The 19,003-nt window shown below is 69.5% G+C and carries 22 protein-coding genes; 16 read left to right on the top strand and 6 right to left on the bottom strand.

Features of this window, described 5'->3' with window-relative positions; genetic code table 11:
• Positions 1–78: 78 nt before the first annotated feature.
• Positions 79–276: an HNH endonuclease gene (locus J8J14_RS12265; RefSeq protein WP_245215710.1), complete on the bottom strand. Its 198-nt coding sequence runs from the start codon at positions 274–276 to the stop codon at positions 79–81.
• A 314-nt stretch (positions 277–590) separates the two neighbouring features.
• Here J8J14_RS12265 and J8J14_RS12260 point away from each other — a divergent pair, with 314 nt between their 5' ends.
• A complete protein-coding gene (locus tag J8J14_RS12260; protein ID WP_209379791.1) occupies positions 591–1,163 on the top strand; it encodes a LysE family translocator in 573 nt (190 codons plus the stop codon).
• 169 nt (positions 1,164–1,332) lie between these two features.
• Complete coding sequence (locus J8J14_RS12255; RefSeq protein ID WP_245215724.1) at positions 1,333–2,562, top strand: glycosyltransferase family 29 protein; 1,230 nt, start codon at positions 1,333–1,335, stop codon at positions 2,560–2,562.
• A gap of 78 nt (positions 2,563–2,640) precedes the next feature.
• On the opposite strand, the gene J8J14_RS12250 is transcribed toward J8J14_RS12255, so the two are convergent.
• Both J8J14_RS12250 and J8J14_RS12245 read right to left on the bottom strand, forming a co-directional pair.
• Complete coding sequence (locus tag J8J14_RS12250; RefSeq protein ID WP_209379789.1) at positions 2,641–3,288, bottom strand: SH3 domain-containing protein; 648 nt, start codon at positions 3,286–3,288, stop codon at positions 2,641–2,643.
• 63 nt (positions 3,289–3,351) lie between these two features.
• Positions 3,352–3,807 (bottom strand): GNAT family N-acetyltransferase, encoded by a 456-nt coding sequence (locus J8J14_RS12245; RefSeq protein WP_209379788.1) that lies wholly within the window; start codon positions 3,805–3,807, stop codon positions 3,352–3,354.
• 106 nt (positions 3,808–3,913) lie between these two features.
• On the opposite strand from J8J14_RS12245, the gene J8J14_RS12240 reads away from it, so the two are divergent.
• Positions 3,914–4,339, top strand: coding sequence for an OsmC family protein (locus tag J8J14_RS12240; RefSeq protein ID WP_209379787.1), 426 nt, complete (start codon positions 3,914–3,916; stop codon positions 4,337–4,339).
• An 82-nt stretch (positions 4,340–4,421) separates the two neighbouring features.
• On the top strand, positions 4,422–6,011 hold the full coding sequence (locus J8J14_RS12235; protein WP_209379786.1) for an ABC transporter substrate-binding protein: 1,590 nt from the start codon (positions 4,422–4,424) through the stop codon (positions 6,009–6,011).
• A 165-nt stretch (positions 6,012–6,176) separates the two neighbouring features.
• Here the strand turns inward: J8J14_RS12235 and J8J14_RS12230 are convergent, their stop codons facing one another.
• Positions 6,177–6,806, bottom strand: coding sequence for a hypothetical protein (locus tag J8J14_RS12230; RefSeq protein ID WP_209379785.1), 630 nt, complete (start codon positions 6,804–6,806; stop codon positions 6,177–6,179).
• 184 nt (positions 6,807–6,990) lie between these two features.
• On the opposite strand from J8J14_RS12230, the gene J8J14_RS12225 reads away from it, so the two are divergent.
• From J8J14_RS12225 to J8J14_RS12185, 9 genes are all read left to right on the top strand, one after another.
• Positions 6,991–8,256, top strand: a complete 1,266-nt coding sequence (locus tag J8J14_RS12225) for an aminopeptidase (protein ID WP_209379784.1) — start codon at positions 6,991–6,993, stop codon at positions 8,254–8,256.
• Between the two features lie 43 nt (positions 8,257–8,299).
• Entirely contained in the window at positions 8,300–8,668 is a 369-nt protein-coding gene (locus J8J14_RS12220; RefSeq protein WP_209379783.1) for a DUF2946 family protein, read from the top strand.
• A 62-nt stretch (positions 8,669–8,730) separates the two neighbouring features.
• Positions 8,731–9,204, top strand: coding sequence for a copper chaperone PCu(A)C (locus J8J14_RS12215; protein ID WP_209379782.1), 474 nt, complete (start codon positions 8,731–8,733; stop codon positions 9,202–9,204).
• Positions 9,205–9,220: 16 nt separating this feature from the next.
• Positions 9,221–9,757, top strand: coding sequence for a YcnI family protein (locus J8J14_RS12210; protein ID WP_209379781.1), 537 nt, complete (start codon positions 9,221–9,223; stop codon positions 9,755–9,757).
• A gap of 252 nt (positions 9,758–10,009) precedes the next feature.
• Positions 10,010–10,687 (top strand): RraA family protein, encoded by a 678-nt coding sequence (locus J8J14_RS12205; RefSeq protein WP_209379780.1) that lies wholly within the window; start codon positions 10,010–10,012, stop codon positions 10,685–10,687.
• Positions 10,684–11,775 carry an Ldh family oxidoreductase gene (locus J8J14_RS12200; RefSeq protein ID WP_209379779.1) on the top strand — a complete coding sequence of 364 codons (1,092 nt, stop codon included), beginning with the start codon at positions 10,684–10,686 and terminating at the stop codon, positions 11,773–11,775. Before J8J14_RS12205 ends, J8J14_RS12200 begins: the two co-directional genes overlap by 4 nt.
• A gap of 46 nt (positions 11,776–11,821) precedes the next feature.
• Positions 11,822–12,790 carry a Bug family tripartite tricarboxylate transporter substrate binding protein gene (locus J8J14_RS12195; RefSeq protein ID WP_209379778.1) on the top strand — a complete coding sequence of 323 codons (969 nt, stop codon included), beginning with the start codon at positions 11,822–11,824 and terminating at the stop codon, positions 12,788–12,790.
• A gap of 5 nt (positions 12,791–12,795) precedes the next feature.
• Entirely contained in the window at positions 12,796–13,698 is a 903-nt protein-coding gene (locus tag J8J14_RS12190; protein WP_209379777.1) for an NAD(P)-dependent oxidoreductase, read from the top strand.
• Positions 13,695–14,387, top strand: coding sequence for a substrate-binding domain-containing protein (locus J8J14_RS12185; protein ID WP_209379776.1), 693 nt, complete (start codon positions 13,695–13,697; stop codon positions 14,385–14,387). Before J8J14_RS12190 ends, J8J14_RS12185 begins: the two co-directional genes overlap by 4 nt.
• 222 nt (positions 14,388–14,609) lie before the next feature.
• Here the strand turns inward: J8J14_RS12185 and J8J14_RS12180 are convergent, their stop codons facing one another.
• Both J8J14_RS12180 and J8J14_RS12175 read right to left on the bottom strand, forming a co-directional pair.
• Complete coding sequence (locus J8J14_RS12180) at positions 14,610–15,365, bottom strand: carbonic anhydrase (protein WP_342452437.1); 756 nt, start codon at positions 15,363–15,365, stop codon at positions 14,610–14,612.
• 165 nt (positions 15,366–15,530) lie between these two features.
• Positions 15,531–16,523 carry a Bug family tripartite tricarboxylate transporter substrate binding protein gene (locus J8J14_RS12175; RefSeq protein WP_209379775.1) on the bottom strand — a complete coding sequence of 331 codons (993 nt, stop codon included), beginning with the start codon at positions 16,521–16,523 and terminating at the stop codon, positions 15,531–15,533.
• A gap of 162 nt (positions 16,524–16,685) precedes the next feature.
• Here J8J14_RS12175 and J8J14_RS12170 point away from each other — a divergent pair, with 162 nt between their 5' ends.
• Genes J8J14_RS12170 through J8J14_RS12160 form a run of 3 tightly spaced genes read left to right on the top strand, consistent with a single transcriptional unit; the run spans position 16,686 to position 18,958 of the window.
• The gene (locus J8J14_RS12170) at positions 16,686–17,297 is read left to right on the top strand and encodes a nuclear transport factor 2 family protein (protein ID WP_245215709.1); all 612 of its coding nucleotides are present in this window, start codon (positions 16,686–16,688) and stop codon (positions 17,295–17,297) included.
• A gap of 5 nt (positions 17,298–17,302) precedes the next feature.
• The gene (locus tag J8J14_RS12165) at positions 17,303–18,373 is read left to right on the top strand and encodes a maleylacetate reductase (RefSeq protein WP_209379774.1); all 1,071 of its coding nucleotides are present in this window, start codon (positions 17,303–17,305) and stop codon (positions 18,371–18,373) included.
• 24 nt (positions 18,374–18,397) lie between these two features.
• Positions 18,398–18,958, top strand: coding sequence for an NADPH-dependent FMN reductase (locus tag J8J14_RS12160; RefSeq protein ID WP_209379773.1), 561 nt, complete (start codon positions 18,398–18,400; stop codon positions 18,956–18,958).
• The last annotated feature ends 45 nt before the right edge of the window (positions 18,959–19,003 follow it).

Here is a 19,003-nt window from a genome sequence, read left to right as displayed (position 1 = left end):
CGTGCTGCAGCGCCGCGTTCTAGCGGCGGCACCCCATCACGCCAAGGCAAGGGTTGAAATCAGGGGCCGGTGGCGCGGTCAGCGCCATTTCGGCGTGCGGTCCCGCGATATGCGGGTGGGGGCGTGGAAGTCCGGCGGCTTGCCGGCGACCCAGGCCAGGAAGCCGGCCAGGCGGGGCTCGGCCCGCAGCGCCTCGGGTTCGGTCAGGTGCCGGGCCAGTTCCGCCTCGGTGAAGCGGGCATGGATGGCCTGGTGACAGATATGGTGCAGGCGCACCGTGCCCCGGTGCGTGCCCCCCTTCAGCCTGGGCAGGAGGTGATGGCGGCTGGCCCTCGCGCCCGGCGGGATCGGGCGGAGGCAGAGCGGGCAAGGCGCATCTTCGGCAGGCGACGGGGACAGGGCGCGCCCGCTTCGCGCGGCGCGCCTTTCGTGGCGGCGGGACACGACGAAGACATGGGGATGGGGTGCGGCCCGGAAAAGGCGCCGGGCCCGCTGCTTGGCGCCTGCCCCCTGCCGGCGCTAGAAGCTGGCCGGCTGGGTCGCACTCCAGGGGAGCTGTGCCCGGCTCTCCATCGTCTTTCGGAACGGCCATGCAGGACCCCGTCCTCTTCACCCTGACGGTGCTGCTGATCCTGGGCACGCCAGGCCCGACCAACACGCTGCTGGCCACGGCGGGCGGAGCTATGGGGTTCCGAAGGGCTGCCCCGTTGGTCCCGGCAGAGGCCGCGGGATACCTCATCTCAATTCTCGTGATTGGCTTGGTGATTGGACCAGTGATCGCCTCGGCCCCGACGGTCCTAATCGGGCTGAGAGTGACTGTGGGCCTTTATCTAATCTGGCTGGCCGCAATGTTGTGGCGGAACGGCGCCATAGATGCCGCAGCACCGGTCACGGCACGCCAAGTCTTCATTACCACCCTGCTGAACCCCAAATCCTTGGTGCTTGCCCTTGGAGTGATTCCGTTTGGCGCCCCTCCCTGGTGGCCTTTCCTCCTCGGATTTCTTCTGCTTCTGACGTGCGTAGCTATTAGCTGGATCGCCCTTGGCGCACTTCTGGGAAGCGTGGCGAGCACTGTCGCCCGCGCTGGATGGGTGCCCCGCATCGGCGCCACGATCATAGGCGCTTTCGCATTGACCGCTGTGATTGGTCCCCTTTTCCGTTGAGGCTTACCATCAGAGAGAACGGAAGCAAAGCAGTATGCCAACCATTTCTCGGCCAGACAACGTGCAAAGCCATCAGTTTTGGAGATAATGATTTTTTCAGTGGGGGTTTAACGAAAACAAAAATGTAATAAAAACTCTCCCGAGATTAAAACGATAAGGTAGAATCGTGATGCAGACCGCCCTACAGCCAGACCGCTCCAATGATGCATTTACGGAGGCGGAGTTATGTGCCATGATGGAAAAGGATCACCCAGATCATGCTGGAGTGGGATTGCGAAGAACGATAGAGATCCTGTTAAAGCGCTGTCCAGAGAAAACTGTTGAAGCGATTGAAAACTTGATCGTCAGTGGATCTGCAGGCCGAACTGCACATCATCTACTGGCACATCATCTTATGCGACTGGGCGAAATAACAAGAGCTGAGCGACACTTCCGAGATCTCCACGCAACAAGCACCTCCAAAGCTAGAGGCGGGGATCTATGCACGCTGATTCGTTGCATTTTATCGCACCCAGAGCCATTTAGAAAGCAAATCATGGATGGCGACCCGGAGACTGATAGCTGTCACCTTAGCGTGCTCCAGCGACTTAGTTTGTGCGCCCAACTTGCCGCCAGACGCCACGAAAACGACCACACCTTTGATCCTTCTCCGTTCTTAGCCCGCTTTAATGAGGCGTTGAATCGGTCGGTGCTCCTGGCGCTCATCTCTTTCAAATCAGAAACAAGCTTCCAGAACGAAAGTGAAGCGCGGAGGAATCGGGCATTCCTTAACCTTACATCTCATACACTCAAAGCGAATGCCGTAGCGATTGTTGGAAGCGGCCCCTCGCTGAAAGAATTCAAAGCAGGAGACGCCATAGACAAGCACGACGTAGTGATCCGATTGAATTTCCCTAACTTGCAACGAATGAAGGAACATACCGGAGATCGAACCGACATCGTCGTTTTCAGTGGCCGTCAAATCTCGAAGGAGGGCGGTTCGGCGTGGCTAAAAACACAGCTGCAAAACGCTCCTCATCTACAATGTATTTATATGGGAAAGTTACCGCCGGAGACCTCGTCTACGCTTGGCACAGATATTGAACGCGTACATGAACTTCCTTCAAACATCCTTGGAATTATGAAGGATGTATGTTATCCGTTAATGACGAGTGGCCTCTTTGCTCAGGTCCTCTTTGGTGTAATACTGAAGGCTCCGTGCCGCGCCTTCGGTTTTGACCTGTTTGAAGGGGCCGATTTCCGACACATCTATGACCGGTATGTTGTTCCTCCACTTTATCATGAACTGGCTTTCGAACGATGGTATGCACGCGGGTTCATTCCCAGAATCAATCCCCTAATCGTAACTCGCGCCGAATCGGAGGCGCCGCCACAGGTAGAAACAGGCAAAAGCACCTAATCAGCTAGGTGCAACCACTCCTGCTTTGCCATTGAGCATCTGGGTTGACATGAGACGCCGCGTCTCGCCTTCGGCCGTTTAGTCCCGCCGGCCACGCCCCGGCGGGCCCCGGTCGTCCGGCCCGCCCCGGCCATCGCGCCAGTCCTCCCGGCGGTCACGCCAGTCGTCCCGGCGTTCGCGCCGCTCCTGCCGCCATTCCTCCCGGCGCTCGCGCCTTTCGTCACGCCACTCGGCGCGGCGGTCCGCGCGGCCATCCCGCCATTCCGGTCCTCGCCCAGGCGGGCCATCGCGCCAGGCCGGGGGCGGCGGATCGCGGAAGGCGGCGCGGGGCGGGGGTGGCCCGCCCCAGCGGTCCCGCTCCGCATACCAGGACCGGCCGCGGTAATGGTCCCGCCAGTAATTGCCGAACTGGAAGGTCACCACCGGCACGCCGGCCTGGGGCGCATATTGCGGCAGCGGCACGCGCCGCTCCTCATAGAGGTATTGCAGGAAGTTCGAGGAGACCCAGCCCCGGATATGGCCGAAGCCGACATCGCACCAGCTGTAGCCCTGCAGGCAGCCGAAGATCTCCACCTGGGCGCCGGCGGGCACCACGGTGACCTGCGGGTAGTTCGTGCCGGGCCCGGCGCGCAGGTTCACATTGCCGGTCGCGAAGCCGGGCGCGGCCAGGGCGGGGCCAGCCAGGCCGAGCAGAAGGGCGGTGGCTGGCAGGAGGGCGGATCGCATCAGAGTTCTCCCGCTGTTTCGCCACCATGAACGCCTGGCCGGCAGATGCGATGCGCTCGGGAATCAGGGCATTTCCTGGGCACGCTTCCGGAGCGGCCGGGCGAGGTTCTGCCCGGCCGGGGCGAATCCCAGGGCCTGGAGGAAGGCCCCGGCCGCCTCCCCCTCGCCGGGCGCCGCGGCTTCCAGCAGGTCGCACCCCGCCACCCGCGCGGCCTGGGCACCCGCCTTGATAAGCAGACGGCCGATGCCGTTGCGCCGCTCCTCCTGCGCCACGGCCAGGGCGCTGATTCGTGCCAAGGGGCGGTCGGCGGCGAGCGTGTGGTGCCAGTTCAGGGCGATCACGCCGATCGCGGCGCCGTTCCAGCCCGTGGCGACGAGGACGGCCCCGGCCTCGCGCGGCATGGCCTCCAGGCGCTGCGCCATCTGGCGAGGCGTGCCGCCGAGCAGGGCGGCCAGATCCGCCGAATCGGCGGGCAGCGCCGCGCGGATATCGACGCCGTATCGGGTTCCCGCTGCCATTCCGCTCCTTCCGGCATCGCGCGCCGGGCTGCCGCGTTGGCGGAAGCGGGCAGCGCGCCCATCAATATGGGGCGGGCGACCGGCTCGCCGCCAAGAGGAGAACGCGATGAAGAAGCATGGTTCGGCCACCTGGGAAGGCGGCATCAAGGATGGGCGCGGCACCATCTCCACCGAAAGCGGGGCGATGAATGCCCATCCCTACGGCTTCGCCATGCGCTTCGAGGGGGTGAAGGGCACCAATCCCGAGGAGCTGATCGGCGCCGCCCATGCCGGCTGCTTCACCATGGCGCTTTCCGGCGTGCTGGGGCGCGCCGGGCTGACGGCCGAGCGGATGGAGACCAAGGCCGATGTGACGCTCGACAAGGTGGGCGAGGGATTCGAGATCACCAGGATCCACCTGACCCTGCGGGCGAAGGTGCCGGGCGTGGATGACGCGCGCTTCCAGGAGCTGGCCGGGCAGGCGAAGACGGGCTGCCCGGTTTCCAAGGTGCTGCGCGCCGAAATCACGCTGGACGCAACGCTCGAGTCCTGATCCCGCCGCCCTCGCGCCGCCTTGCCTTGACAGGGCGGCGCGAGGCCCCTGGCATTCGGTTCCGCCGCCGAGGGGATGATCCATGACGACACGCCGCGCCCTGCTGGGCACCGCCGCCGCCGCAGGCCTCGCCCGCGCCGCGCCCGCCATCGCGCAGGGCGATGCCGCGCATACGCTGCGCTTCATCCCGCAGGCGGATGTGACGCAGATCGACCCGCTCTCCACCACCTCCTATGCCGTGCGCAACCACGGCCACATGTGCTGGGACACGCTCTACGGGCTGGATGCGGATTACCGCCCGCAGCCCCAGCTGGCCGAAGGGCATGTGGTGGAGGATGATGGGCGGCGCTGGACCTTCACCCTGCGGGACGGCCCCACCTTCCACGATGGCGAGAAGATCCGCGCCGCCGATGCCGTGGCCTCCATCCGCCGCTGGATGACGCGGGACACGCACGGGCAGACCCTGGCGGCGCGGATGGACGGGATCCGCGCGCTGGACGACCGGCGCTTCGAGATCCGGCTGAAGCGCCCCTTCGGCGTGATGCTGGACGCGCTGGGCAAGGCTTCTTCCTATCCCTGCTTCGTCATGCCGGAGCGCTTCGCCAGCCAGCCGGCCACGGCGCAGCTGACGGAAATCGTCGGTTCCGGCCCCTATCGCTTCGTGGCGGAGGAGCGCCGCTCCGGCTCGCAGGTGGTGTACCGGAAATACGACCGCTACGTGCCCACGCCTGTCGGCACCCCGGGGGTGACGGCCGGGCCGAAGCTCGCGCATTTCGAGCGGATGGTCTGGATGGTGATCGCCGATCCCAGCACCGCCGGCGCCGCGCTGCAGTCCGGCGAGGTGGATATCTGGGAGCGGATGCACAACGACCTCCGCCCCATCCTCGCCCGGCGGCGCGACGTGGCGATCGACCGCGTGGAGACGAGCGGCACGGTGGTGATGCTGCGCCCGAACCACCTGCACCCGCCTTTCGACGACCCCGCCGTGCGCCGCGCCGTGTGGCCCGCCCTGGTTCAGTCCGACTACATGCAGGCCATCATGGGGAATGACCGCTCGCTCTGGCGCGACGGCGTGGGCCCCTTCCCGCCCGGCACCGCCCTGGCCTCGGAGGAGGGGCTCTCGGTGCTGACCTCGCCCCGCGACATGGCGGCGGCGCGCGCTGCCCTGGCCGCCACGGGCAAGGCGGGCTCCAGGGTCGTGATGCTCGATCCCGCCGACCAGGCCACCAACAACGCGCTGACTCTCGTCGGCATCGACATGCTGCGGAAGATCGGCTTCGAGGTGGAAGACGCGGTCTCGGACTGGGGCACGCTCCTCCAGCGCCGCGCCAACAAGGCACCGCCCGCCCAGGGCGGCTGGAATGCGGTGGTGGTGCTCTTCGGCGGGGACGATCTTTCCAACCCGGGCGGCCATCCCCTGCTGCGCGCGAATGGGCAGGATGCCTGGTTCGGCTGGCCCAGCAGCCCGCGCCTGGAAGCCCTGCGCGACGAGTGGCTGGAAGCGCCGGACGTGGAGGCCCAGAAGCGCGTCGGCCGCGCCATCCAGGCGCAGTTCTTCCAGGACGTGCCCTACTGGCCCCTGGGCCAGTATTTCGTCGATTGCGCCCATCGCCGTGGCATGACGCTGGAGCGGCGGGGGATGATGCTGCCGCTGAACGTGAAGCGGTCATAGGGCCTGGTTGAGGAGCCCTTGTTCCATCGGCAGGGGGCGGGAGCCGCGATCGCGGCTCCCGCCCCGGGGTCGCGCAATCTCCATGCCGGCAGGGGCGTGTTCATCATTCCTGCCGGGAGGGTGCCCGAAGCGGTCGGCGTCGCTAAGGGCACCCGGTAACGGATCTCAGGCCCCGGGCTCGACCACAAGCGCCCGTCCCGCCACCACGCGGCTTGGCTGGGGAACGAAGCTTTCCCCCTTCTCCCGGATCAGCTGGAGAACACGCTGGTTCGAGCGATCCGCATTCTCCCGGCTATCGAAGAGGGTCACGACGGCGGCTCGTGTCCGGCCGGGATCGCCCCAGGCGGCATAGAAGCCGCGGAACCCCTGTGAACCACGGACCGCTGGAACCGAGATCTCCCGCGTGAACTGCTCAGCCTTGTCGGGTTCACCCATGTTCTCGAACTTGCGGATCAGCACGTAGAGCGGGCCGGAGGGGATGCCTTGCCCCCCTTCCGTCCCGTCCATGCCCGCCTGGATGGCGATCGGCCCGAGGAATGTTTCCGGGGGATCGGGCAGAAGGTCGCGCATGTCGGACCTAACCCAGGAAAGGGCCAGTTCGCCGGCCCTGCCCGCCTGCTGTTCATTCTCGAAGAGCGAGACGGCGACCGCATCGCCGTCCTCACTGGCGAAAGCGCAGTAGCCCCTGAATCCCGGCGCCCGCTTCAGGATGGGAACCAATCCCTCCCTGGCACTGCGGGCGATGTCAGTGGCCCTTGCACCACCCCCGGCAAAGCGCCTCAGGGTCAGATACATGGCGCTCCTCCCTGTCTGTTCCTGCCGGCCGTGCCCGGCAGGATGAGCCTGCGACCGGGCCGGAGCGGAAGTCAAAGAAACCATGCCGGAACCGGGGCGGCAGGCCTTCCCGCGGCCGTCGCTGTGCCCCCTTGTCTCTGCCCCCCGCTGCTTCGATCTTGGCGGGGACCGAGGAGACTTCGCCATGGATCTCGCCCCTTCCCCCGCCACGCTGCCTGTTCTCGCCGGGTCCGACGATGCCCGCCTGGACAAGCTGGCGGAGCTGGCCGTGAAGGTCGGGCTTGGGCTTGTTCCGGGGCAGGAGCTGGTGATGACGGCGCCCGTCGAGGCGCTGCCCCTGGCCCGCCGCATCACCGAGCACGCCTACAAGGCCGGCGCCGACCTGGTGACCACCATCCTCTCCGACGAGCAATCCGCCCTGCTGCGCTACCAGCATGCGCGGGACGAGAGCTTCGATGCCGCGCCCGGCTGGCTCTTCGAGGGCATGGCGGCCGCCTATCGCAACAACGCGGCGCGGCTGGCCATCGTGGGCGCGGATCCCTCCCTGCTCTCGGGGCAGGATCCGGCGAAGGTGGCGCGCGCCAACCGGGCGCAGAGCCTGGCCTATCGCCCGGCGCTGGACCTGATCGTGGACAGCCACATCAACTGGACCCTCGTGCCCTTCGCGCATCCGGCCTGGGCCAGCGCCGTCTTCCCCGGCGAAACGGCGGAGGAGGCGGTGCGCAAGCTGTGGGACGCGATCTACGCGACCACACGGGTGAACGAGGCCGATCCGATCGCCGCCTGGGCCGAGCATAACGCGAAGCTGAAGGCGCGGCAGGACCGGCTGAACGAGCAGCGCTTCCGCTCCCTGCATTTCCGCGGGCCGGGCACGGACCTGATTGTGGGGCTGGCGGATGGCCATGCCTGGATGGGCGGCGCCAGCAAGGCCAAGAACGGCATCTATGGCAACCCGAACATCCCGACCGAGGAGGTGTTCACCACCCCCCATCGGGCGATGACGGAGGGCGTCGTGGCGGCCACCAAGCCGCTTTCCCACCAGGGCACGCTGATCGACGGAATCCGTGTGCGCTTCGAGGCGGGCGCCATCGTGGAGGCCCATGCCACGCGCGGGCAGGAGGTGCTGGAGAAGATGATCTCCACCGATGCCGGTGCGCGCCAACTCGGCGAGGTGGCGCTGGTGCCCAATTCCAACCCCATCGCGCAGAGCGGGATCCTGTTCCTCAACACGCTCTTCGACGAGAACGCGGCCAGCCACATTGCCCTCGGCCAAGCTTATTCGAAGTGCTTCGTGGACACCTTCTCCGAGGAGGAGCTGGTGAAGCGCGGCGCCAATCGCAGCCTCATCCATGTGGACTGGATGATCGGCTCGCCCGAGGTGGAGGTGGACGGGCTGGACATGGAGGGCAATCGCACGCCGCTGATGCGCCGCGGCGAATGGGTGGAATGATCTTCCGGTGACTTCGGGCGGCGGCCGGGCTAGAGCCTTGGCCATGCGCCGCCTCCGGCCCGGCCTCGCGCGCCTTCTCCCGCTCCTGCTGCTGCTCCAATGGGGCGCGGCCACCGTGCCGCATGCGCGGGCGCTGGAGCGGCTGGGCGGGGCCATGCTGTTGGAGCTGTGCAGCCCCCACGGCGCGCGTAGCCTGCTGGTGGATGAGGAAGGCCAGCCGATCCAGCGGGATGCCGCGCAGGATTGCTGCACCCTCTGCCTCGCCCCTGCCGCCGCGCCGCCACCGGTATCCTGCGCCCCGCCGCGTCCTGTCGGCTACGTCGTCCTGGCGGCCGCTCCGGACCGGCCAGGCCTTCCACCGCTTCCGCCGCGCGCGCCGCCGCAGCTTCCCCGCGCGCCGCCCATCCTCTGATCCGCACGCCGCATCGCATCGGGGCGCCGCAGCGCGCCCCAGGGATCACCGAGGATCAGATCATGACCATTTCTCGTCGCACCATGGCCGGGCTTGCCGCGCTGGGCGCCCTTTCCTTCGTCCAGGCCGCCGCCGCGCAGCCGGCCGGCATTACCGTCGAGCAGCCCTGGGCCCGCGCGGCCCTGCAGGGCGGCACGGGTGGCGCCTTTCTCACCATCCGGAATGCCGGCAGCCAGCCGGATCGCCTCCTCTCCGCCTCCACGCCGCTGGCCCGCGCGGTGGAGATCCACGAAACCGTGCGGGAGGGTGACATCTCCCGCATGCGCCCCGTCCAGGCGCTGGAGGTGCCGGGGGAAGGAAGCGTCACCCTGCAGCCCGGCGGGCTGCATGTGATGCTGCTGGGCCTTTCCCAGGCGCTGCGCCCCGGGACCACCCTGCCCCTTACCCTCGCCTTCGAACGAGCGGGTTCCGTGACGGTGCAGGTCGCCGTGCAGGCCGCGGGCGCTTCCGGTCCCGCCGGCCATCATCACCACTGAGCGCGGGAGCGAGACGATGACACTGCGTTCCATCACGGCCGCGCTTGCGCTGGCCGCGGGCCTCGCGGCCCCGGCCGCCGCCCATGTGGTGCTGGATCAGGCCGAGGCGCCAGCCGGGAGCTATGTGCGGCTCGCCATCCGCGTCGGCCATGGGTGCGGCGGCGCCGCGACCACCGCCCTCCGCATCACCGTGCCGCCCGAGTTGCAGGGCGCCCGCCCCATGCCGCACCCGGGGTGGACGGTCTCGGCCGGAGGGGCAGAGGAAAGGGCCGGGCACGGTTCCCATGCCGGGCACGCTGCCCATCATGGCGGCCATCACGCCGCAGCTTCACCTGGCGAGATCGCCTGGACCGGCGGCCGGCTGGACGACGCCTTCTTCGACGAATTCGTCCTGCTGGTCCGCACCCCGGCGGAGGCTGGCGGCGTGCTCGCCTTCCCCGTGGTGCAGGAATGCGAAGGCGGCAAGGTGGCACGCTGGGTCGAGCGCGCCGCCAATCCCGGCGAGCGGGTGGCCTATCCGGTGCCCTTGCTGCGGGTAGTGCCGAAGCGATGATGCCGCGGCCGGGGTGGCGGCCACCCCGGCCCCCGGCTCCGGCTTGGCCGGGAATCCATGGACGGCCCGGTGGATGAAATCCCCCGGGCCCTCCTGCCACCCGCTTGCCAATCCCGCCCGAACATGACGATCCTCCCCCATGCCGCAAAGACGGCGTGGAGGGGACCGACAAGTCGCGCGGCGTGCCGTGCCCGATGTCCTCCCCGGCCTTCATCCCGCCCGCCGTGGCGTGTCGCCAGGAGAGAGTTCCGCATGAGTGTTGGCCTTCGCATCGTCGAGACGCGGCCCGAGCCCGATTCCTCCCTCATCGCCCGCGCGGCGAAGCTGCCCGTCGCGAATATCGGCGATGTGATGAACCGGCTGCAGTCAATGCGTGGCGGCTTCTTCGCCTATGGCGGGCGCAGGACCTTCGTCGGCCCGGCGCTCACGGTGAAGGCGCGCCCCGGCGACAACCTGTTCCTGCACCGGGCGATCGACCTTGCGCGGCCCGGCGAGGTGATTGTCTGCGATGGTGGCGGCGACCTGAACATCGCCCTCTCCGGCGACCTGATGATCGGCCACGCCGAGAAGCGCGGCGTGGGCGCGCTGGTGCTCGATGGCGCGGTGCGCGATATCGAGGGGCTCCGCAAGATGGATATCGGCGTCTGGGCGCGCGGCGCGAATCCCTCCGGCCCCTACAAGGACGGCCCGGGCGAGATCGGCTACCCCGTCGCCTGCGGCGGGCAGGTGGTGATGCCGGGCGACCTGATCGCGGCCGATGAGGACGGCATCGTGGTGATCCCGCGCGCCGAGGCCGCGGAGGTGATCGCGGCCGCCGAGAAGCACGCGGCGAAGGAGGCGGAAACCACGGCGGCGATCCATGGCGGCGGCTGGGCGCGCGGCTGGGTGGAGGAGACGCTCTCCGCCAAGGGCGTCGCCGTCACGCGATGAGGCTGGTTCCGGCGGAGCGCGTCCGGCTCCAGATCCTCAACGTGCTCCATGCCTGGGGCATGGCGGAGGACCTGGCCGCCACCACCGCCGAGGCGATGGTGGAGACGGACCTGATGGGCATCGACAGCCACGGGCTGTCGATGCTGATGATGTACGAGACCTTCCGGAACAACGGGCAGCTCGATCTTTCGGCGCGGCCGAAGGTGGTGCTGGATTCCGCCGCCACCGCGCTGGTGGATGGTGGCGCCAATCTCGGCCATCCCAACGCGGATTTCGCGATGCGCCTGGCGGTGCGGAAGGCGAAGGCGGCGGGAATCGGCGCGGTGGGCGTGCGGAACTCGCACCATTTCGGCGCGGCCGGGCATTACGCGCGCATCGCGACGGGTGAAGGGGTGATCGGCTTCATCACCTCATCGGCCCGCACCGTGCTGATGGTGCCGACCCGCGGCACGCTGCCACTGCTGGGCGCCAATCCCATCGCCTTCGCGGCGCCGGCGCTGCGGAACCGGCCCTTCGTGCTGGACATCTCCTCCACCACGGTCGCGGCGAACAAGGTGAAGGTTTACGACCTGAACGGGAAGCCGATCCCGGAAGGATGGGTGGTGGACGAGGCCGGGCGGCCCATCACGGATTCCGCCCGCGCGATGGAGGTGATCTTCAAGGAACCCGGCGGCGGCGTGACGCCACTGGGCGGCGCGGAGGTGACCGGCGGGCACAAGGGCTATGGCCTGGGCGCGATGGTGCAGATCCTCTCCTCCACGCTGACCGGCGCCGCCTTCGGCCCCATCCGCAATCCGCAGCGGAAGCCCGGCGATCCGGATGATGTCGGGCATTTCTTCATGGCGATCGATCCGCGCGCCTTCCGCCCGGAAGGCGGGTTCGAGGAGGACCTGGACGCCATGATCGACGTGCTGCACGCCACGCCGCCCGCCGATCCCGCGAAGCCCGTGAAGGTCGCGGGCGACCCGGAGGCGGAGGAGCGCGAGCGGCGCCTGGCCGGGGGCATTCCCGTGCCGCCCGCGCTGGAGAAGCATCTGCGCGAGATCTGCGCGCGCTCGGGTGCCCGGTACGAACTCAGCGACGACTGAGGATGCCGGCGCCCCGCCGAAGAACAATGAACAGGGAGCGACAGGAATGATGAGGATCACCCGCCGGGCCATGCTCGGCGCCACGGGCGCGGCGCTGGCCGCGCCGGCCTATGCGCAGCAGATCGGCCGCTGGCAGCCCACGCGGCCGATCCAGCTCATCGTCGGCTTCGCGCCAGGCGGCGGAAGCGACATCATCGCCCGCACCATCGCCGAGGCCTGCGCGCCGCTGGTGCCCGTGCCGATGGTGGTGGTGAACCGCCCCGGCGCGGGCGGTGCGCTGGCGGCCGAGCAGGTGGCGCGGGCGGCCCCCGATGGCCACACGCTGGTGATCCATGGCGGCAGCGAGAGCACCTCGATCCCCGCGCACCGTGAGGTGCCCTACGATCCCAAGACATCCTTCCGTGCGGTGATCCGGCTGACGCGGAACGGCCATATCCTGTCCTGCAAGGGCGGGGACCAGCCGCGCTATGCCAACCTGGCCGCGGCCATCGCGGCGGCGAAGGCGGATCCGGGCAGCATCGCGCATGGATCGGCGGGCGTCGGATCGCTCTCGCATTCGATCTTCATCCTGCTGGAGCGGGCGGCGAATGTGGAGCTGCTGCACGTGCCCTATACCGGCGGCGGCCCCGCCCTGCAGGCGCTGCTGGCCGGGCAGACGCAGCTGAACGTGAACGCCACGGACGAGCTGGGCGACCAGGTGAACTCCGGCGCGCTGAAGGCGCTGGCCATCGCCTCCGAGCAGCGGGCGCCCGCCTACAAGGACGTGCCCACGCTTCGCGAACTCGGCTACGACATCGTGGCGGACAACATGAAGGGCTGGGTCGGCCCTGCCGGCATGACGGACGAGATGGTGACCTACCTGCATGACCGCTTCCGCCAGGGCATGCAGACCCCGACCTGGGCGCGGTTCATGGAGCGCGTGGGCGAGGCCGATGGCTATGCGGATGGCCCGACCTTCCAGCGCGCCATGGACACGCTGCTCGACCAGATCCGCGCTGCCCTGAAGAGGAGCTGAGCACCTTGCAGACCATTTCGCCACCGGCGCGCGTCGCCTTCCTGGGCCTCGGGGTGATGGGGGCCTCGATGGCCGCCAACCTCCTGAAGGCCGGGTTCCAGCTCACGGTTCACAACCGCAGCCGGGGCAAGGCGGAGGCGCTGGAGGCGGATGGCGCGTCCTGGGCCGGAACGCCGGCCGAGGCTGCGCGCGGCGCCGCCTGCATCGGCCTCTGCCTGCCCGACACGCCGGATGTGGAGGCCGTGCTCTTCGGCCCGGATGGCGTGGCCGAAGGCGTGGCGCCCGGCACCGTCGTCATCGATTTCAGCACCATCGCCGCCGCCCCCGCCGCAGGCTTCGCGCGCCGGATGCTGGAGGAGCGCGGGGCCCATCTTCTGGACAGCCCCGTGAGCGGCGGGCCGGGCGGCGCGAAGGAGGGCACGCTGACCTGTATGATCGGCGGCGATGCCGCGGCCTTCGACGCCGCGCGGCCCTTTTTCGGGGCTGTGGGCAAGACCCTCACCCATCTCGGCCCGCCCGGCGCGGGGCAGGTCTGCAAGTCCGCGAACCAGCTTCTCGTCGCCGCCACCATGCAGGCGGTGTCCGAGGCGCTGGCCCTGGGCCGCAAGGCCGGGCTGGATCCGGCGGCGATGCGCCAGGCGCTGCTCGGCGGATCCGCGAAGTCCTTCGTGCTGGAGAACCACGCCAGGCGCATCAACGAGAAAACCTTCGCCCCCGGCTTCCGGGCGGAGCTGATGCGCAAGGACACGCGCCTTTCGCTGGCCGCCATGCGCGACCACGGTGTCTTCGCCCCCGCCACCGCCATGGTGGCGCAGATGATGGAGGCTTTGGTGAACAGCGGGCGCGGCGGGCTGGATTCCTCCTCGCTCGGCGCGCTGGTTGCTGAGCTTTCAGGGCTGGAAGCATGACGCTCCGCATCCTTTCCACCCTCGCGGTGGTCGGCGCCATGCGCGGCATGACGGCGCGGCTGGAGGCCGTTGCCGGCATGACGGTGGAGGCGGATTTCCTGCCGACGGTCGGCCTGCTGCAGCGCATCCGCGGCGGCGAGCGCGCGGATCTCGCCATCCTTACCGCCGACGGCATCGGGCAGCTCTGCGCCGATGGCGTGCTGGATCCCGCCAGCCGAAAGGACCTCGTCCGCTCCCATGTCGGCTTCGCGGTGAAGGCCGGGGCGCCGCATCCGGATCTCGGCTCACTCGATGCGCTGCGCGAGACGCTGCGGGCGGCGCCCTCCGTCGCCTATTCCCGCACGGGGGCAAGCGGCATCGCCTTCGCCGGGTTGATCGAGCGCCTGGGCATCGCGGAGGAGGTGAACGCCAAGGCCAGGATCATCCAGGCCGGCTTCACGGCCGAGCTGGCTGCGAGCGGCGAGGTGGCGATCGCCGTGCAGCAGGTGAGCGAGCTGCTGGCCGTGCCGGGGATCGAGGTGGCCGGGCGGCTTCCGCCCGAGGTGGAGGTGGTGGCCGTCTTCTCCGCCGCGATCTTCCGGGGCGCCGCGCAGCCCGTGGCGGCGGAGCGGCTGCTGCGCTTCCTGGCTTCCCGCGACGCCGCCCCGACGCTTGAGGCGGCGGGGCTGGAGCCGATCCTTCCGCCCTGAGCAGCGAAGGGCGGCACCGGGGAACCCGGCGCCCGCCCAGGCGTTACAGGACGACCCCGCCAGAAGCCCCGGCGGGATATCAGGGCGGGTGCCACGGGGCGGTTTGGCACCCGTCTGAAGCTGCGGCAGCCCCATGGCGGGTCCAGGGCATGCCGACCAGCCCGGCTGGCTCGCAGCATCAGGCCGGGTGGCGCGCGCGGCGGGCCTGCTGGGGCGCTCGGGTCAGGCGTCCTCGAACCACCTGACATCGCCATCATCCAGGTCGTATCGTGCGGCAACCACTTTCAGCTTCTTCTGACTGATCGCGGCCTGGAGGACGGGGCTCTGGGTCTTCAGGCGCATGGCGACGCGCCTGGCATTGGCGATCACCGCGTCATCAAGCGAAAGCTTCCCGTCCGCGCCCCGGGCCGACAGCACGGCGGGAAGGATCGGCTGGACCATCTCGCCGATGACGCCCGGGAATGTGGCGTTGCGTTCCACCATCTCCAGGGCCGCGGCGACAGCCCCGCAGCCCTCATGGCCGAGGACAACCACCAAGGGGCAGCCGAGCACCCCGACGCCGTATTCGATGCTGCCCAGCGCTGCGGTGTCCACGGTATTGCCCGCGTTGCGCACGATGAACAGCTCGCCAAGTCCGCGGCCGAAGAGGAGTTCCGGCGGAACCCGGCTGTCCGAACAGCCGACGAGCACGGCGAAAGGCGCCTGTCCGCGGGCCAGTTCGACACGGCGCGGTCGGTCGTGGGCGAAGCTGTACGGTGCTCCGTGCTGGTAATCGTCATTGCCCTTCTTGAGCTGATCTAGGGCCTGGTCGGGCGTCAGCGTCGTATGCGCGACGGCACTCGCGGACAGGGCTGGCGCCCGCGGCAGGCCCGTGGCGACAAGGCCGGCCGCTATTCCGCGCGCCAGGAGGCCACGCCGTCCGTGAAGGATGCCGGCATGGGTTCCATCGCCGCAGCAGAGGCAGGGCCGGTTTTGCACGGGGGCACTCCCAGGGAGGACGCGGCGGGGCCGGTGAGATGCCGCGCCCAGGCGGATACCTTGTATCCGAGCTTCAGCACCCCGGATATGTATCGATTCCGAAATTTTCCTCTGAATGCCGCCTAGTTCGAAGAGCAGCCTTCCCGGACATTCCGCGTGGTGGGCCTATTGGCGCTCCATCCCAGTGCGCTGGATCACCCCGGCCCAGCGCGTGATTTCCGCATGCACCGCGGCCTTCACCGCATCGGGCGGGATGGTGGCCCGGGGCGCGAGGCCCAGTTCGCCCAGCCGCGCGCGCAGGGCCGGATCGGCGAGCGTTCTTTCCGCCGCTTCGGTGACGCGCGCCACAACATCGGGCGGCGTACCGGCCGGCAGGGCGATGGCGTACCAGGTCTGGATGTCGAAATCCGGCGCGCCGAGCAGCTCCGCGACGGTTGGCACGTCCGGCAGCAGCGGCGAGCGATCCCGCGATGTGATGGCGAGCGGCCTTGCCTCCCCGCCCCGGATCTGGCCGAGCACGGAGGAGGCGGGCTCCACCACCAGTTCCACCTCTCCATTGCGCAGCGCCACCAGGGCGGCGGGCGTGCCGCGATAGGGCACATGGGTCAGCCGGATGCCAGCGGCGGCCTGGATGGCCTCGGCCACGAAATGCTGCGTGCTGCCGACGCCGACCGTGGCGAGGTTCAGCGCGCCTGGGGAGGCCTTGGCGCGGCGAACCAGTTCCGCCATGTCGCGCGGCGCCTCCGCCCCGCCGCCCGCGAGCAGCACGAGGCCGACGGAGGCCACCATCGCCACCGGCTCCACATCCGCGAGCGGATCATAGGGAAGGCGGCGATAGAGGGCGGCGGAGACCGCATAGCCGTTGTTGATGAGCATCATCGTGTGCCCATCCCTGGCGCGGGCCAGCCCTTCGGCGGCCAGGGTGCCACCGGCGCCGGGGCGGTTCTCCATCACCACGGGCTGGCCGAGATGTGCGGCCAGCGACGGCGCGATCAGCCGCGCGACGATATCCGTCGTGCCGCCCGCGCCGAAGCCCTGGAGGAAGCGGATCGGCCGGTCCGGCCAGCGCGGTTGGGCCAGCCCGCGCGCCGGGAGAAGCGCGGGAAGGGCGAGCAGGCCAAGCGCGGCGCGGCGCGCCACGGGCATGGAACGGGGCATGGACCATCCTCCTGGCCCCCTGCCCCTCCTTGTGGCGGAGTTCACGGCGGCGGCCTCGGTGGATTGGGGACGGCGCAGGGCCCGCGCGTCAAGCCGCTCATATCGCCAGCGTGACGGGACAGGCCTATCCTGCCCACAAGGGCACGAGGCGGAGGAAACGGGATGAGCGAGGCGATGCTGCGCCGGCTGCAGGTGATGGAGCTGGTGCAGAACTGGGCCGTCTGGCGCGATGCGGGCGACTGGGAGCGGTTCCGCACGGTCTGGGCACCAGAGGGGCGGATGATGGCCACCTGGTGCCAGGCCCCGGCCGCCGAGTTCATCCGCGCCAGCCAGGAGGGATGGGCCAGGGGCGTTTCCATCCTGCATTTCCTCGGCGGCTGCGCCGTGGACATGCAGGGCCGCCGCGCGGTCGCGCAGACGAAGATGACCATCTCCCAGCGCGCGCCCGTGCATGGGGTGCCGGTGGATGTGGTCTGCACAGGCCGCTTCTACGACTTCATCGAGGAGCGGGAGGATGGCTGGAAGATCGTGCTGCGCCAGCCGATCTACGAGAAGGACCGGATGGACCCGGTGGATCCCGCCGCGCGGCTGGAGCTGGATGGCGCGCTGCTCTCGCGCTTCCCCGAGGGCTATCGGCATCTCGCCTATTTGCAAACCGGCATCGGCTACCAGGTGAAGACCGACATGCCCGGGCTGAAAGGGGAGAAGGTGCAGGCGCTCTACGCGGCCGGCGCCGCCTGGCTTCGGGGAGAGGCACTGGACTGGGAGGAGTGACCGCCATGCGCGCCTTCACCCATGCGCCGCTCCCGCAGCGCGTGGTCTTCGGGGCGGAAAGCCTCGGCCGGCTGCCGGCGGAACTCGACGCCATGGGGCTGCGGCGCGTGCTGGTCCTCTCCACCCCGGGCCAGCGGGCCCTGGGCGAGAGGGTGCTCGCGCTCATCGGCGCGCGCGGGGCCGGGCTGCATGCGGAGGCGCGGATGCATGTGCCGGTGGAGGTTGCCGAGGCCGCTTCCGTCCGTGCCGCAGCCCTGGGCGCCGACGCGGTGCTGGCCGTTGGCGGCGGTAGCGCCATTGGGCTGGCCAAGGCGGTCGCGCTGTCCGGCAGCCTGCCCGCGCTGGCCGTGCCCACGACCTATTCCGGCTCGGAATGCACCGCCGTGTGGGGGCTGACGCGTGGCGGGGCGAAGAGCACGGGGCGCGACCCGCGCGTGCTGCCGGCCCTGGTGCTCTATGATCCCACGCTGACCCTGGACCTGCCGCCGGGCATTGCCGCCGTTTCCGGGTTGAACGCCATCGCCCACGCGGTGGAGGTGCTCTACGCCCCCGACGGCACGCCGGTGACCGCGATCATGGCGGAGGAAGGCGTTCGCGCCCTGGCCGCCGCCCTGCCCCGGATCCGCGAGGAGCCCCGGGACGCCGAGGCGCGGGCCGAGGCGCTCTATGGCGCCTGGCTCTGCGGCACGGTGCTGGGGCAGGTGACCATGGGGCTGCACCACAAGCTCTGCCATGCGCTGGGGGGCGGTTTCGACCTGCCGCATGCCGAGACCCACGCGGTGATCCTGCCCCATGCCGCCGCCTACAACGCCCCGGCCGCGCCGGAGGCCATGGCGCGCATCGCCCGCGCCCTGGGGGCGGAGGATGCGCCGGGCGGGCTCTGGGCGCTGGCGGGGCGGCTGGGGGCCGCGCGCTCCCTGGCGGAACTGGGGCTGCGTGAGGCGGACCTGCCGCGCGCGCTGTCCCTCGCCACCGCCAGCCCCTATCCCAATCCGCGCCCCGTGACCGAGGCGGGGTTGGCGGCCCTGCTCGCCCGCGCCCTGGCCGGGGAGCCGCCCCTGGTGGAAAAGCCGTGATTCCTTCTGGAGACATCATCCACGATGAGCGATTTCAAGATCCTCGGCATTTCCGGCAGCCTCCGGCGCGGGTCGCACAACACGGCCGCCCTGCGCGCCGCGGCCGAGCTGGCGCCCGAGGGGGTGGTCGTCACCCTCTTTGAGGGGCTGCGGGATATTCCGCCCTATGACGATGATCTCCGCGCCGGGCAGGGCTATCCGGCCGCGGTGGAGGCGTTCCGCCACGCGGTGCGGGAAGCCGACGCGCTGCTGATCGCCACGCCGGAATACAACTACTCCATCCCCGGCGTGCTGAAGAACGCGATCGACTGGGCCTCCCGCCCGCCGGAGCAGCCCTTCAACGAGAAGCCCATCGCCATCATGGGCGCCAGCCAGGGCCTGCTCGGCACGGCGCGGGCCCAGTACGACCTGCGGAAGATGTGCGTCTTCCTCAACGCCCATCCGCTGAACAAGCCGGAGGTGTTCATCGCCCAGTCCGGCGCCAAGGTGGACTCCGAGGGCCGGCTGACCGACGAGGCGACGCGGGGCTTCATCGCCCAGCAGCTGGTGGCCCTGCGGGACTGGTCCCGCCGCCTCAAGGGCTGAGGCGCAGGGCGCGCGGCCCGTTTACTTGGCGCGCGCGCCCGGCTT

It is taken from the genome of Pararoseomonas baculiformis, from assembly GCF_017813395.1.
GTDB lineage: Bacteria > Pseudomonadota > Alphaproteobacteria > Acetobacterales > Acetobacteraceae > Roseomonas > Roseomonas baculiformis.
This window is presented reverse-complemented; position numbering and strand designations above follow the sequence as displayed.

Bases quoted from the DNA above. Each gene is read 5' to 3' on its own strand.
- J8J14_RS12260 (WP_209379791.1), top strand. From the start codon at position 591: ATGCAGGACCCCGTCCTCTTCACCCTGACGGTGCTGCTGATCCTGGGC.
- J8J14_RS12255 (WP_245215724.1), top strand. From the start codon at position 1,333: ATGCAGACCGCCCTACAGCCAGACCGCTCCAATGATGCATTTACGGAG.
- J8J14_RS12250 (WP_209379789.1), bottom strand. From the start codon at position 3,288: ATGCGATCCGCCCTCCTGCCAGCCACCGCCCTTCTGCTCGGCCTGGCT.
- J8J14_RS12245 (WP_209379788.1), bottom strand. From the start codon at position 3,807: ATGGCAGCGGGAACCCGATACGGCGTCGATATCCGCGCGGCGCTGCCC.
- J8J14_RS12240 (WP_209379787.1), top strand. From the start codon at position 3,914: ATGAAGAAGCATGGTTCGGCCACCTGGGAAGGCGGCATCAAGGATGGG.
- J8J14_RS12235 (WP_209379786.1), top strand. From the start codon at position 4,422: ATGACGACACGCCGCGCCCTGCTGGGCACCGCCGCCGCCGCAGGCCTC.
- J8J14_RS12230 (WP_209379785.1), bottom strand. From the start codon at position 6,806: ATGTATCTGACCCTGAGGCGCTTTGCCGGGGGTGGTGCAAGGGCCACT.
- J8J14_RS12225 (WP_209379784.1), top strand. From the start codon at position 6,991: ATGGATCTCGCCCCTTCCCCCGCCACGCTGCCTGTTCTCGCCGGGTCC.
- J8J14_RS12220 (WP_209379783.1), top strand. From the start codon at position 8,300: ATGCGCCGCCTCCGGCCCGGCCTCGCGCGCCTTCTCCCGCTCCTGCTG.
- J8J14_RS12215 (WP_209379782.1), top strand. From the start codon at position 8,731: ATGACCATTTCTCGTCGCACCATGGCCGGGCTTGCCGCGCTGGGCGCC.
- J8J14_RS12210 (WP_209379781.1), top strand. From the start codon at position 9,221: ATGACACTGCGTTCCATCACGGCCGCGCTTGCGCTGGCCGCGGGCCTC.
- J8J14_RS12205 (WP_209379780.1), top strand. From the start codon at position 10,010: ATGAGTGTTGGCCTTCGCATCGTCGAGACGCGGCCCGAGCCCGATTCC.
- J8J14_RS12200 (WP_209379779.1), top strand. From the start codon at position 10,684: ATGAGGCTGGTTCCGGCGGAGCGCGTCCGGCTCCAGATCCTCAACGTG.
- J8J14_RS12195 (WP_209379778.1), top strand. From the start codon at position 11,822: ATGATGAGGATCACCCGCCGGGCCATGCTCGGCGCCACGGGCGCGGCG.
- J8J14_RS12185 (WP_209379776.1), top strand. From the start codon at position 13,695: ATGACGCTCCGCATCCTTTCCACCCTCGCGGTGGTCGGCGCCATGCGC.
- J8J14_RS12175 (WP_209379775.1), bottom strand. From the start codon at position 16,523: ATGCCCCGTTCCATGCCCGTGGCGCGCCGCGCCGCGCTTGGCCTGCTC.
- J8J14_RS12170 (WP_245215709.1), top strand. From the start codon at position 16,686: ATGAGCGAGGCGATGCTGCGCCGGCTGCAGGTGATGGAGCTGGTGCAG.
- J8J14_RS12165 (WP_209379774.1), top strand. From the start codon at position 17,303: ATGCGCGCCTTCACCCATGCGCCGCTCCCGCAGCGCGTGGTCTTCGGG.
- J8J14_RS12160 (WP_209379773.1), top strand. From the start codon at position 18,398: ATGAGCGATTTCAAGATCCTCGGCATTTCCGGCAGCCTCCGGCGCGGG.